The organism is Aeromonas popoffii, assembly GCF_037818705.1.
GTDB classification, from domain to species: Bacteria; Pseudomonadota; Gammaproteobacteria; order Enterobacterales; family Aeromonadaceae; genus Aeromonas; species Aeromonas popoffii.
Map to the genome: position 1 here is coordinate 3,384,310 of NZ_CP149129.1, position 14,262 is coordinate 3,398,571.

A 14,262-nucleotide genomic window follows, 5' to 3' on the forward strand; every position below is an offset into this window, starting at 1 on the left:
ACTACTGTTTATTCCAATAGTTAATTCCATCTTGTGGACGGAACATTGTTTTAGGTGTACCGTTAGCGTCTTTTACACCAAAGGTATTCGACTTCTTATCATACATCATAGTGTCCCCATTAGGCCGAGTCTTCGTTAATTTATTTTTCGGTGAACCGTTTAAAAAATCTTGAGCACCTTCAACATACTGTTTAGCATTTTGGTACTCGGGGAATTCACCCTTGTGTTTTTTATAATGCCCAAAAGCATTTTCAACGGACGATGTTTTCTTTGTTGAAGTCCAAAGAGGCCCCGTCTTCGCAACCCCCGCCGCCTCCTCTGCCTTGGTGGCAACTTTAGCAGCACTCGCCGTCGTTTCGGTAGCTTTAGCACCTATTAAACCAAGATGAGCCATCTTGGCTCCTGCGGCCATTTGATCCAGCCCAAGGGTGAGGGAGGCTCCCGCCGATGCCATTGCCAATGCAGTGCCTGTTACGTCCCTTTCAATGGCATAGAGGCCGGCATCAAGCAGATCAGGCCCCGCCCCCAGTACAGGCACTGCACCCAAACCGGCTAAGATAGCGTGGGCAGTTGTGGACCAGAATCCACGCTGCACTACCTCTTTCGGCTTGTTTGCTCCATCCTTGGGTTCCGCCTTCCAAGTGCCGTCTTGCTGCCGTGCTGCGTAGCTTGGGCTATTCCCCCCACAGATACTCTCAGGGGAGTTTTTCCCCGAGTAGTCTCGACCCGAGTTATCGTTCCTGATATCCGCCGCACAGGTTCCAATATCCCAGAAGCCGCTCGGGTCGACCGCGTTCAACGGGTTGTTACGCACATAGGCATAACGGTTGAAGCTCTGGCCATCGCTTGGTTCCGGCACATAGGGATCGGCCTGCAGGAAGCGACCCAGCGCGGGATCGTAGAGACGACCATTCATATGAATGATGCCGAGACCTTCGATCATCTCGTGCCCTGTATAGCCACGCCGAGTTGGCGTCAGCAGGGCAGCGAAACGGCTGGCAAGCAACAGGCGCCGCTGTTCACCGAACCCCGAATAGGCAAAGGCTTGAGCTACATCGCCTTTTTGATCACTTACCAGAATAACCGACCCTTGGTGATCCAGATGCTGGTAGAGACGATCCTCCGTCTGGTTGCTGCGACGCACCAGGATCAGGTTGCCCACATAATATCTGTGCTCGGTCAGTCCCCCCTTATCGCCGGTACGCACCTGCTTCTCATAGACCTTGTCAAGATAGAAGGTGTCTAGAGTCGTTCGCTTGCCATCAGCGACCCGCACATCCTGGCGCCAATAACGTGCATCATCAGAGCCATAGGCGAAGTGTGTGCTCTCCTGTCCCTTGCTGATACTGGTCGGTCGATCGTCCCCTTCATAAGTCAGAGTACGATCACCATCGTTGATGACATTACCGTTTGTGTCATAGCCAAGACGCTTGCTACCAACCTGAACCAGGCGATAGGGATGGGCAGGATCATAACTGTAGCCGCCTAGTTTTAGACTGTTAAGCAAATTGCCCAAAGGATCATAGGTATAGCGCTCACTTTGTTGCCACTTGCCCTGATGGCTTTGCGCCACTCTGGTCAGACGGTTCAGATCATCATATTCGAAACGTTCTTCAATCCGGGTGCGACTCAAGGGACTGAATGAGATCTGATGGCTGCGCTCAACCAGATTGAAGCCCATATCATACTCGTAGCGCTGTGCTAAAAGATCACGCCCCCCCAAGGTGCTGCTTGACTCACTCAACAAATCGGTACCGGCAACATAGGCATTATTGATCACCACCTGGTTTCCCAGGGTTTCCTGCACAACCTTGCCTGTGGCATCCATGCGATCTGTGCGCTGAATCAACTGCTGAGTTGTTTCATCAACCAGTTCACTCGGGTACCCCGCCGGGTTATAGCGCTGCCTTACCGTCAGTGGACGATTATCCGCACTGGGGTAGCGTGTTTGACTGAGTCGGCCATAACCATCGTAGGTGTAACCCATGGCCAGGGTCTGCCCCTTGAAGACAGCTTCTTCAGCAACCTTGCGCCCCTTGTCGTCGTAACGATAACTGCGAGTGTAGCGGCTGCTGACCAGACTCTGGTCGCAGGTACCACCAGTGAAACGGGTTTGGCGTACCAGCTGACCAATCCCGTAAGTAGCTGCATCATAGTTGAAGCAATCGAGCGCATCAGGATGCTGTCGGGAGATCAAGCGACCCAATGCATCGTATTGGAAACGGGTCTGTTTACCTTTGCCATCTTGCTGGCTAATCAACTCTCCGAATGCGTTGTAGCTGTAACGCCAAATCCCCTTACTGGTATCCTTGAGGGCGGTTCGCCGCCCCCAAGCATCGAACTCTTGCACAGTACCCGCATTGACAACTCCATTTGGTATCGCCCTAAGGAGTTGCCCCTTTGCATCGTAAGTAAACTGGGTTCGTCCTCCCAAGGCATCTGTAGTGGCAACCAGCCATCCGTTAGGATCATACTCCTCGAGCAGAGTCTGACCTTTGGAATTGGTAATGGTCTGTTTAAGACCATCATATTCCCAGCTCGTCATTACTGTGCCCAGTGACGTTTCATCCTCCCGCTTGGTCATCCGGCTCAAGGCGTCATAGCGATAACGAATAGCGTATGCACTACCGCCAAATTCGGGTTTAGTCTGGATAGTCAGATTCCCTTGCCAGTCATAGATATTTGTTGCAATAACAGGCAAACCATCAAATCCATCAATTCTGGTTTCAACCAATAAATTATCTTGGTTGAAATAACCGATTTTAGTTGGGACACCAGACATTTCTGTAATCACGGAGAAACTAGCCGAGGGAGGGCAATCACCACAAAGGGTATACGTCATGCGTCGCTCAGACTGGCCAGGCTTTCGCTCCCCGATGAGACGGCCATCTAAATCAAAACGTTGCTCACTGGCGATCCCATTGGGATCAATTTCGGTGATACGTACAACTTGCCCTTGGACTGCATCTGGTTCGCCTCCGTTATATCGATAGCTCTGTATTTGGCCTAAAGCATTGGTCATATTTACCAATAAGCGGCCATTTTTACTAAAACGCCAGCGTGTAGTTCGAGTGCTGGCAGCGTCAGATTGGGTAAGCCGGATCAGATGTCCATAACGATCATACTCATACTCGTGGCGCAAACCAGTAGAAGATGTTGGCATTGTTACACCAACATAAGCAACTTGCTTTGATTGTGTGGGACTACCTTGAGTGTCGAATGTCAAATAATCTATTCGCTCATTTAGCCAACTGGGATTGCCACTAGTTTTATACGATATTTGTTCACTTGAACGAGTACCATACCTAGGCTCATTATATGTGAAAGTACGATATATCGATCTTGTTCCCGTAGTTTCTTGCTGTTTTAATAAATTCCCAGCATTGTCATATTGCATAGTCTTGGTTGTTAACGATAGCAACTCACCATTTGAAAGATCGAACCGAGATTCTTCACTTCCTGCCAATACAACTATTGGCTCATAACCATTATTACCAAGACTATAAACATGCGTTCTCCATTTATTATCCAAACGAGAGATCAACTTACCATCAATACTGTAATCTGAACGTTTGAGAAGACCCGTCATAGGTGGCAGCTGATGATACTCAAAGACCCGACGGCTTTTATCAAGAATGCCTTCAACGGTGACTCTCTCAAATCCCAACCAGCCAATACCTTGTTGATGAGCAAGAGGACCACCATATTTCAAGCGGTATTGAACCAGAGTTCCATCTTTACCTGTTTCACTGTAATTTTTACCACATAAGTTCCCCCCATCGGAATGATATAGGGGAAAGCGTTTGGATACCGACCATTCGGTAGTCTACTAACATTAGGAAATAGATCAGCGTATTGACCCGAGGTCACATAATCAAGCACTTGTGTATCTGTGAGAGGGGTATAATCGATACTAATTTTTTTTCCCAATCCTTCTGTAATACTACCAAGACGATTTAGTTGACTATAAGGTGCAGTGATGCGATAAATAATAATCCTCTTTCCCTCATCACCTCCAATAAGTTCCACCTGCCCATCACCATCAAGATCGGCTGCACGCAAGTCTTCGGTAGCAGAGAAGCTGCCCCACTTGTGTAGGGAAACGGTATTACTACCAGATACATTTCTGCTGATAAATACGGTCCACCGCCGTTTACCAGTCTGCAGCAGTACATCTTTAACTCCATCGTGATTGAGGTCAATAACAAGATAAGAGAGTGCATCAACAGATACAGTATTACTCACATCCTTTATGTCTATCCCTGTGTTGTCGAAAATACTCAACGTTTTTATGTAATTACTAGTCTTGCGATTCGCTCCATCAAACTTCTTTGTCAACTGCGCTTTACTACCCTTGAAAACCTCTGGATAACCATCACCATTTAGGTCAATAAAGCTTCTCCACTCATTGTCAAATGAATAAATAGAATTCGTCACTAATTTATCCCTACGAACCAAAGGAGGGAAACTTGAATGAAGCTGCTCAGTGCCAGAATGATGGATGACATGATCGTTTTTACCACCACCAATCACGACATCATAACTTAAAGTTCTATATAGCCAATCCATAACACCATCGCCGTCAAGATCAGCAAAGGGTAATGCGTGGCCACGTCCATTAATATGATGATTATCAAAAGAATCAATTTTTAAAGGTACACCACTAACAATTAATTCATCTCTACCATCACCATCTGTATCGAAAACGTAGATATTATTAGCATTGCTATACTTACCAGACCAAATTTTCCCAAATTCCGAGAAGGTATTGATGCCGCCATTGTTACTGGCAGTAATAAGATCATCCACACCATCTCCATTAACATCAGAGAAATTTGATATATAGGTACTGGGTATATCAAACTGACCACGATTCTCTTTGTTAATTGATGGGAACGTTACAAATTTATCAATCTCTCCATAAGCTGCAATAGCCTTATTTGACTTGCTTTCATAATCATAGTACCTAAAATCACCGCCACTTTTATATATAATTTGAGCCCTCCCCCCCCCTTTTATGTCTGCGATAGAGAAACTTTCATAATTTAATTCCAGCGTATCTTCCCTAGAAATTGAGAGAGGCTCATCATCTCGCTTCCAATTAAAGAGCGTTGCTGGGTAACAATCGCCATTACGGAAGCATTTCTGGACAAAACGAAGATAACTCTGTGGGCTCAGTGACTCCTGTGTCTCATAACCTAAATGATAAATAGCTTGGGTTATTCCATTGACGGAAATACTCACTCCCTTGAGCAATTTATCATAAGTAAATCGGGTTCCGGCAAGATAGCCTGAATTAATTCGACTATTCTTAATATAGTCTAGACTTACTTTGTAAATATGTTCAGCACCACTCTTTCCGCCATATGAAATTTCTGAAAGGTACTGGTTACCACGTTGAATATCTGTCTGGTAATCGTAACTAATCAGGTTCTGATATGCATCCTGCTTACTATCAACAGCCCAAGATATGGTGACCAAACTCTGTCCACGCAGCCTAATTTCTTTAGCACTTCCCCGGCCGTAATAAGTGGTAACCCTTCCCTTATCGATTGAGGTAAAGTAATCAGGTGCATCGTCACGCCAACCCATAGCCCTTACTAAAAAACCTGGAGTATTCTCCTGATAGTACTCTTTACTTTTCCCCCAATACTCTTTATCAGTAACAACTTGGCCACGTAGGGTTCCTACCAATCGTAGCGGCTTCCCACCCCAGCACAGGCGATCACGTTGGTCAAGGCGGACTAGCCCTTGCCCACCCTCACCATTCTCATAAATATTCTTGCTACACCGGGACACTCGGTTTTCATACTCAAGAGAACCTCCCCATCCCAAGATTCCGTAGGCCCCATTACTATTATATTTAAGATTAAGGCTGGGAGTTAAGCTGTTAACACCAAGGGGGATGTCGAGTTTTATTTTATAGCTTGCCTCACCTGCCTGTCCCACATTGAACTCACCGATTAATTTCCCGGCAATCAAATCTGTAGAGGGAGTACCTTGAAAGCTTATTGTAGGACGAGTCAGTGGCATCCCCTCCATAACAGAGGTCTGCAGTGTTGTTAAGCTGAAATTGCCCAGATAGTCTTTAATTACCAACCTATTACCAATGAAGGAGAGAGACATATCTTTCCCTCCTGAAGGTGGAATGGTCGATATATTATCGACACCAGCCACCCCAGCCTTAAAGAAGGCTTCAGTCACTGAAGTCAAAAACCAAAGACCATCCTTAAACTCCAGCATGAAAAAGCGTTTCTTACTGCCATCCATAATAGGAGTCACTATATCCCCATGCAGTAAGATCAGTGAGCCAGCAGTTTCCACGTAATATTTCAGACCTGGCACAACTTCGTAGAGCCTGTCTTGCAAGGGGGTGGGGGATGATGCCTTGACACCAGGAGTTAAACGGAGAACGCCTGTGTAGACGTAAGCATCCTTGAGTGTCGTCAAACTAGGTTGGTTGAACAAACCCGATACCTGGAACTCGTTACCCTCGAAGGAAAAGTTGAGCGTGTCACCATTAAGCGAACTGGTAGCCTTAACACCCGGGGCCCAGGCCATCCCAATCCGGTAGCTTGGCTCGTTAAGCTGGGTGAGGCGCCATTGCCCGTTTTGCCGCACGATGGAGAAATATTTACGCTTCGAGTTATCAATGATCGGAGTCATCACCTCGCCATGCAGCAGGATCAACTTTCCGGGTGTAGAGAAATAGTAAGCCTCACGCGGCTGCGCCTCTAGGAGCTCAAACTCCAGATCGTTTGCAATAGCCTGCATTCCCCAGAGCAATGTAGAGAACCATAGCAAGAACTTTTTCACATGAGATACCTGAATAAAACCAATTTGGATTCTTACCGGCTATTGAGCGACGGATAAGAGCTATACGCCCTATCGAGATGGACCCATTGCTGGATCACTATTTTATTGACAAATAAAACAACTGCTATGGGCGGGGAAGGCTACCGCACGACTTGTGCAAACAGCCATATTAAGAAGGGATATTTTTGTGGCGATGTTATCTAATATAATGATAAGGCTCCATCACCCATCTGGGTGGACGGCAAATAATAACAAGATCAACAGTTTGAGTTCAAAAATAAAACACCACCAGTATGGTTTGACTGTTATTATTTACCTTGTGCACTGCCATTATGATGATGGCCCATTAGATTTATCAGGCTGTTTATTAACCACCGCCGCAAACAGGCACATAACAAATAAAAAAACGCCCCTTTCGGGGCGTTTTGGCCAACTGTCGCCCTTACATGGCGTTGGTGGATTCGAAGATCTTGTCGGCGGAAGCTTCCACAAAGCCCGGGTAGAGCACACCATCGGCCTGCGGGTAACGCAGGGCAAACTCGTAGAAGCAGCTCGGAATGGTGCGCACGCCATCGGTGAAGGCCACATCCGCCTTGTCGGCCATGGTGGAGGATTGCTCCAGCATCACCTGCGGGTCCCCTTTCACCTCGCCACCCACGCCGTTGAGCACGAAGCCGGCCGCCTTGAGGGCGGCGTTGACCTGCAAGATGGTATCGAACTGCTTGAGGCGATTGATGTTGACCGTGAAGTGGTTGGCACGATAGCCCCAGGCCGCCATCCAGGCCGCGTACTCACTCTCCGCCAGCAGGGTCTGGTAATCGGCCCAGGAGACCTGCCAGGGGGCACCGGCATAGAGGAAGGCCGGGGTATCGGTCAGGTGCGCAGGCACCTGATCCGCCAGCTTGTGGATGATGGCCTGCGCCGCTGGGGAGAGTTCTTCCACCTTCAGCTCGCTGATGAACACCTTGGGGGCATCCGGATCTTTATGCTCAAAGTGCTTGGCATAGAGCTTCTTGGCCTTGAACACATATTCGCCCTTCTGCTCGTAACCGAGCGCCAGGAAGTGGGCGGCCAGCTTCTCCAGCCCCAGCTTGGGCAGGTTGTAGGTGCGAAACGCCACGTGATCATTGACGATGGGCTCGCCACCACCCAGCAGGGTGTGGACCTTGAGGGCACTCGGGGTGACGTGAATGTAGTTATCCCACAAGTGACCGAACAGGGTGTCGATATCCTTTTGCATCTCTCTTTCCTTTGATTGCGGGTACAGACAAGGGCACCTGTTCAGTGCCCCTTTTATTGTTTGTGATCTGCGCTCAACGCAGAGGAGGACAGTGTCAGCCTCTTCCTTGTTAAAAGGTCAAACCCGGTGACAGCTGATCCGGCATGGCAGCCTTGCTGTCCTCGACGGAGGCGACCGGATAGGCGCAGTAATCGGCAGCGTAGTAGGCGCTCGCCCTGTGGTTGCCGGAGGCACCGATACCGCCGAACGGCGCGGCGCTGGAAGCACCCGTGATGGGCTTGTTCCAGTTGACGATACCGGCGCGGATCCGCTTGAAGAAGTGGTGCCAGTCCGCCTCGCGGTCACCGAGCAGGCCCGCCGAAAGACCGAAGCTGGTGGCGTTGCCTTGATCGATGGCGGCATCAAAATCGTCGTAACGAATGAGCTGCAGCAGCGGGCCAAAATACTCTTCGTCCGGCAGTGCGCTCACAGCAGTGACATCGATGATGCCAGGCGAAACAAAGCCTGTGCCCGCTTCCAGGTGCTTGAGGGTCAGCAGACTCTCGCCACCCAGTCGTTGCAGGTTGGCTTGCGCCTCAACCATGCCCAGCGCCGCTCTTTCGCTGATCATGGCCCCCATGAAGGGCTGCTCGACGGCATCATAGAGGCCAACCTTGATCTGGCCGACCACCTCGACCAATCGCTTGACCAGGGCATCACCCCGGGAACCGCGCTCGACAAACAGACGGCGGGAGCAGGTGCAGCGCTGGCCGGAAGTGATGAAGGCGGACTGGACAATGGCATGGACGGCGCCATCGATATCACTCACATCCTTGACGATCAGCGGGTTGTTGCCACCCATCTCCAGCGCCAGGATCTTGCCAGGCTGACCGGCAAACTGCTGATGGAGGAAATGGCCGGTGCGGGACGAGCCAGTGAAGAAGAGGCCGTCGATATCCGGATTACCTGCCAGCGCCTTGCCGGTCTCCACCTCGCCCTGCACCAGGTTGAGGACGCCCTTGGGCAGTCCCGCCTCCTGCCAGATCTTCAGCATGGCTTCGGCCACCATGGGGGTCAGTTCGGAAGGCTTGAACACCACGGCATTACCGGCGATCAGCGCAGGCACTATGTGACCGTTCGGCAGATGGCCCGGGAAGTTGTAGGGGCCGAACACGGCGACCACGCCATGAGGCTTGTGGCGCACGAATGCCTTGGCACCCGGCATGGGGTTTTCGACCGTGCCGGTGCGCTCGTCATGGGCACGGATGGAGATGGCGATCTTGCCCTGCATGGCGGCCACTTCGGTGCGGGTTTCCCACAGCGGCTTGCCGGTTTCGCGGGCGATGGTGAGCGCCAGCGCCTCCTTGTGCTCGCCGAGCAGATCGGCGTAACGACGCACGATGGCAAGACGCGCCTCCAGGCTCATATCGGACCAATGGTAGAAGGCAGCGCGGGCAGCCTTGACGGCGGCATCCACCTGGGCGGCACTGGCAGCCCCCCCTTGCCAGATAACCTCGTTCTTCGCCGGATCCCTTGACTCGAATGGCTTGCCTTCACCGGCAAGCCATTGACCGTCTATCAGTTGTACTAACTGGCTCATCCATTCACTCCCTGTGGTTCGCAAGCAACGTTGGCTGCCTGTTTCATATGCGGTTTTACTGCCAATACGGCTCAATCGAGATCGACGGCGCGTACCATGTCACCATCCTGCACCTTGAGTGCCGTCGCCATCTTGGGCGGAATGATGGCTTCATGCTTGTCGAGATCGACCCGGATATTGCCGTAGCAGGCACGGTAGTGCTCGTAGCGGGTATTGCAGACCAGATGGATCTTGCCACCTATGGGTTCGCCGATCAGCACCCGCAGCTTCTGGCTGCGGCGCACGCTGCGGATATTCTTCACGTCACACTCGACGGTGGGGCCTGCATCGAAGATATCGACATAGCCCCGGTTCACGAAGCCTTCATCCTGCAGCATCTTGATGGCCGGGCGGGTCTTGTCGTGGGTCTGGCCGATGACGGCGCGCGCCTCGTTGCTCAGCAGGTTGACGTAGATGGGGTACTTGGGCATCAACTCGGCGATGAAGCGCTTCTTGCCAATGCCGGTGAGATAGTCGACGGTGGGAAAATCCATCGAGAAGAAATGCTTTTGCAGCCACTCGTAGAAGGGGCTGTGACCATTGCCATCGGAGACGCCACGCATCTCGGCAAAGACGGTATCGTCGAACAACTCGGGATGCTCGGCCATGAACAGGAAGCGGTGCTTGGAGAGCAGGCGGCCGTTGAGCCCCTCGCGGGCGCATTCACGCAGAAACAGGGTGCAGAGTTCGGAATTGCCGGTGTAGTCATTGGACAGCGTGAGCGTCTCGACCACGTTGTAGATGCCAAGCTTGGGGGAAGAGTGCACCACCTTGCCGATGTGATAGTTGTAAAACGGCTGGGACAGGCCCACGGCCGCATCGATGGCACAGGTACCGACCATTTCGCCGGTCTCCAGATCCTCAGCGACGAAGAAGTAGAGGCAATCACCCTTACCTGCCGGTTTGTCCGAGAAGGTCTGGGTCGAGGCATCTATCTTGCGCTGCAGCAGTTCATCGTTGACAGGCAACGAAGTCATGCCGGTGCCGGATTCAATGGCACAGGTCTTGAGACCGGCAAAATCTTTTTGCTCGATGGGACGGATAACCAACATAAATGACAACTCCCTTTCATTGACGACAGGTGGGGTCCCGGCTCCTGCCGGGAGGGCTCCCCACCTCAATTTGGATTAGGCGTTAACCACCTGGGCAACCGCTTTCTCGAACCGGGCCAGCCCTTCCTTGATGTCCGCTTCCGGGATAACCAGCGAGGGGGCGAAACGCACCACGTTGGTACCCGCGACCAGTGCCATCAACCCCTGATCGATAGAGGCCAGCAGGAAGTCACGGGAACGGCCCTTGTAGTCATCGTTCAGCACGGCGCCGAGCAACAGACCCTTGCCACGCACTTCGCTAAAGCAGTGGTACTTGGCATTGATGGCATCGAGCCCGGCACGGAACAGCTGTTCGCGCTGCTTGATGCCGCTGAGCACTTCCGGGGTGTTGACCACATCGATCACCGCCTCGGCCACCGCACAGGCCAGCGGGTTGCCGCCGTAGGTGGAACCGTGAGTACCCACTTTCAAATGAGCCGCGATCTCGTTGGTGGTCAGCATGGCGCCGATGGGGAAGCCGCCGCCGAGCGCCTTGGCGCTGGTGAGGATGTCAGGCGTGACACCCAGACCCATATAGGCGTAGAGATCACCGGTACGGCCGACCCCGGACTGCACTTCGTCATAGACCAGCAGGGCATTGTGTTTGTCGCACAGCTCACGCACGCCCTTGGCGAACGCGTCGGTCGGACGAATGATGCCCCCCTCCCCTTGCAGCGGCTCCATCACCACAGCGCAGGTATTGTCGGAGATGACAGCAGCCAGCTCCGCCAGATCGTTGTAAGTCACATGGGTGATATCCGCCGGCTTGGGACCGAAACCATCTGAGTAAGCAGCCTGGCCACCGACACTGACGGTAAAGAAGGTACGACCGTGGAAACCCTGATGGAAAGCAATGATCTGGGTCTTGTGCTCACCGAATTTCTCGATGGCATAACGACGGGCCAACTTGAGGGCCGCCTCGTTGGCTTCGGCGCCCGAGTTGCAGAAATAGACCTTGTCGGCAAAGGTGGCGGCAACCAGCTTCTTGGCCAGGCGCAGGGCCGGCTCGTTGGTCATCACGTTGGAGAGGTGCCACAGCTTCTCGCCCTGGGTTTTCAGCGCTTCGACCAGCTTGGGATGGCAATGGCCGAGACCATTGACGGCTATCCCGCCGGCAAAATCGACATACTCACGGCCTTCCTGATCCCAGACACGTGACCCTTCACCACGCACCGGGATGATCTTGGCGGGCGCATAGTTGGGAACCATCACTTCATCAAACACTTCACGTGTCACTGCCAACAACTCTGACATATTGCTCTCCTTCGATCTGGCGACAGAATAATCCACCGCCCAAAAGTTAAATCCATGTAAACACATCGGCATTGTCACAGAAAAAAAGCTAAAAGTCTGCAACAACACGAGTTACAGGGAACAATGTTCGATTGCCTGTGAGATTTTAGGCAACCGCATTGCATAACGGCTCAGGGGGTATTGGCAAGAGATAATTTGGACAGGGAGGGGGGTGAATAAAGTGTCAGGGAAAATATTTTTGGCTTCATGTCGATTCTGGGAAGCCGATCACAACGATTCAGGAAGTTGCTAAAAAATTGGCCAGCAATTGGTGGCCCTGCTCGCTCAGGATGCTCTCCGGATGGAACTGAACCCCCTCTATATTCAACTGCTTATGGCGCAAGCCCATGATCTCGTCAAAAGAGCCATCGGCGTGCTCGCTCCAGGCGGTGATCTCGAAACAGTCGGGCAGAGTGCCCTGATCCACGATTAACGAATGATAACGGGTGACCCGCAGCGGATCGTTCAGACCGCGAAATACACCCTGCCCCTGATGGCGGATGAGCGACGTCTTGCCATGCATCACCTGACGGGCACGCACCACTCGGGCCCCGAAGACCTGCGCCAGGGATTGATGGCCGAGACAGACACCCAAGATAGGGAGCTGACCGGCAAAGCGGCTGATAGCCGCAAGGGAAATGCCCGCCTCATTGGGCGTGCAGGGGCCGGGGGAGATCACCAGATAACGGGGGGAGAGCTGCGCGATAGAATCCAGCGTCAACTCATCATTGCGCTTCACCACCACCTCTTGCCCCAGAGCGCCAAAATACTGCACCAGGTTCCAGGTAAAGGAGTCGTAGTTATCGATCAGCAACAGCATGGGGTAACCAGAGACAGAGAATTAACGATCCAGATAACGACCCTGTTCCATTTCGCGCTCGCGCTGGCATTCGGCCAGATAGATGGCGGCGGCGATGGCAGGGGTCTTGTGGTATTTGTCGATGGCGTTGGAGACCATCAGCTGCAGAGTATTGAGGTTCTTGGCCTTGCGAAATTTACGCAGCCAGTGACCTTTGTCACCCAGCTCTTCAATCATGATATTGGATTCGACAGACATGCTTACTCTTGGGGCAAAAGCCCGCGTTGGAAATTGGAAGATGAATTAACAAATAGCAGGTCGGGTAAAAACAAAGAAAGCTAGGCAAATACCCAGCTCTCTTCTACTACACCTTCCCAGTATGTCAGGCTCGAGGAACAAAGCCGATGACATCATATACCCTGGTCAGGGTTTTTTCAGCCCTTTCCCGTGCCTTTTGTGCACCTGCCGCCAAAATTGTTTGCAGATGAGCTTCATCCTGACGCAGCTCGCGAAAGCGCGCCTGAATAGGTTCCAGCAAGGCAACGACAGCCTCGGCAGTCTCGGTCTTGAGGTGACCGTACATCTTGCCTTCAAAGTGCTGCTCCAACTCGGGGATGGAGCGACCGGTTACCCCAGACATCAGGGTCAGCAGGTTGGAGACCCCCGGCTTGTTCTGGGGATCGAACCGCACCACCGCCGGCTCGTCGGAGTCGGTCACGGCACGCTTTATCTTCTTGACGATCTGCTTGGGATCTTCCAGCAGACCGATGAAGTTGGCCTCGTTGTCATCGGACTTGGACATCTTCTTGGTCGGATCCTGCAGGCTCATCACCCGTGCCCCGTCGGTAGGGATGAAGGGCTCTGGCAGAGTGAACGCCTCGCCGTGCAGATTGTTGAACCGGGTGCAGATGTCGCGAGTCAGCTCCAGATGCTGCTTCTGATCGTTGCCGACCGGTACCTGATTGGCCTGATAGAGCAGGATATCGGCAGCCATCAGCACCGGATAACCAAACAGACCGACGTTGACGTTGTTCTCGAAACGGGCGGACTTGTCCTTGAACTGGGTCATGCGGGACAGCTCGCCCATCTGGGTGTAGCAATTCAGGATCCAGCCAAGTTCGGCGTGCTGTGGTACGTGAGACTGGATGAAGACAGTGCTCTTCTTGGGATCGATCCCCACCGCCAGATAGAGGGCGGCGGCATCGAGACACGCCTTGCGCAGGGCGGCTGGCTCCTGGCGGGTGGTGATGGCATGCAGGTCGACGATGCAGTAAAGGCAATCGAAGTCATCCTGCATATTGACCCACTGACGCAGGGCCCCCAGGTAGTTGCCGATGGTCAGCTGACCCGAGGGTTGGGCCCCGCTCAGTACGATAGGTTTAGTCATGAGAGTGTTAATCCTTGT

9 protein-coding genes are annotated in these 14,262 nt (G+C 52.3%); all 9 read right to left on the bottom strand.

Annotated features, from left to right (window positions below; translation table 11 throughout):
• Position 1: 1 nt before the first annotated feature.
• On the bottom strand, positions 2 to 3,712 hold the full coding sequence (locus WJM78_RS15415; RefSeq protein WP_339010285.1) for an RHS repeat-associated core domain-containing protein: 3,711 nt from the start codon (positions 3,710 to 3,712) through the stop codon (positions 2 to 4).
• Positions 3,709 to 6,816 carry a SpvB/TcaC N-terminal domain-containing protein gene (locus tag WJM78_RS15420; protein WP_339010288.1) on the bottom strand — a complete coding sequence of 1,036 codons (3,108 nt, stop codon included), beginning with the start codon at positions 6,814 to 6,816 and terminating at the stop codon, positions 3,709 to 3,711. Before WJM78_RS15420 ends, WJM78_RS15415 begins: the two co-directional genes overlap by 4 nt.
• Before the next feature lie 442 nt (positions 6,817 to 7,258).
• Positions 7,259 to 8,056 carry a DUF1338 domain-containing protein gene (locus WJM78_RS15425; protein ID WP_212512970.1) on the bottom strand — a complete coding sequence of 266 codons (798 nt, stop codon included), beginning with the start codon at positions 8,054 to 8,056 and terminating at the stop codon, positions 7,259 to 7,261.
• Between the two features lie 109 nt (positions 8,057 to 8,165).
• Positions 8,166 to 9,635 carry a succinylglutamate-semialdehyde dehydrogenase gene (gene astD / locus WJM78_RS15430; RefSeq protein ID WP_339010293.1) on the bottom strand — a complete coding sequence of 490 codons (1,470 nt, stop codon included), beginning with the start codon at positions 9,633 to 9,635 and terminating at the stop codon, positions 8,166 to 8,168.
• Positions 9,636 to 9,706: 71 nt separating this feature from the next.
• Positions 9,707 to 10,726: an arginine N-succinyltransferase gene (gene astA / locus WJM78_RS15435; protein WP_042039209.1), complete on the bottom strand. Its 1,020-nt coding sequence runs from the start codon at positions 10,724 to 10,726 to the stop codon at positions 9,707 to 9,709.
• A gap of 75 nt (positions 10,727 to 10,801) precedes the next feature.
• Positions 10,802 to 12,019 (bottom strand): aspartate aminotransferase family protein, encoded by a 1,218-nt coding sequence (locus tag WJM78_RS15440; protein WP_212512972.1) that lies wholly within the window; start codon positions 12,017 to 12,019, stop codon positions 10,802 to 10,804.
• A 277-nt stretch (positions 12,020 to 12,296) separates the two neighbouring features.
• The gene (locus WJM78_RS15445; RefSeq protein WP_108536663.1) at positions 12,297 to 12,878 is read right to left on the bottom strand and encodes an aminodeoxychorismate synthase component II; all 582 of its coding nucleotides are present in this window, start codon (positions 12,876 to 12,878) and stop codon (positions 12,297 to 12,299) included.
• A 21-nt stretch (positions 12,879 to 12,899) separates the two neighbouring features.
• Positions 12,900 to 13,115 carry a hypothetical protein gene (locus WJM78_RS15450; protein WP_042039214.1) on the bottom strand — a complete coding sequence of 72 codons (216 nt, stop codon included), beginning with the start codon at positions 13,113 to 13,115 and terminating at the stop codon, positions 12,900 to 12,902.
• Positions 13,116 to 13,239: 124 nt separating this feature from the next.
• Complete coding sequence (trpS, locus tag WJM78_RS15455) at positions 13,240 to 14,244, bottom strand: tryptophan--tRNA ligase (RefSeq protein WP_042039215.1); 1,005 nt, start codon at positions 14,242 to 14,244, stop codon at positions 13,240 to 13,242.
• Between the last annotated feature and the right edge of the window lie 18 nt (positions 14,245 to 14,262).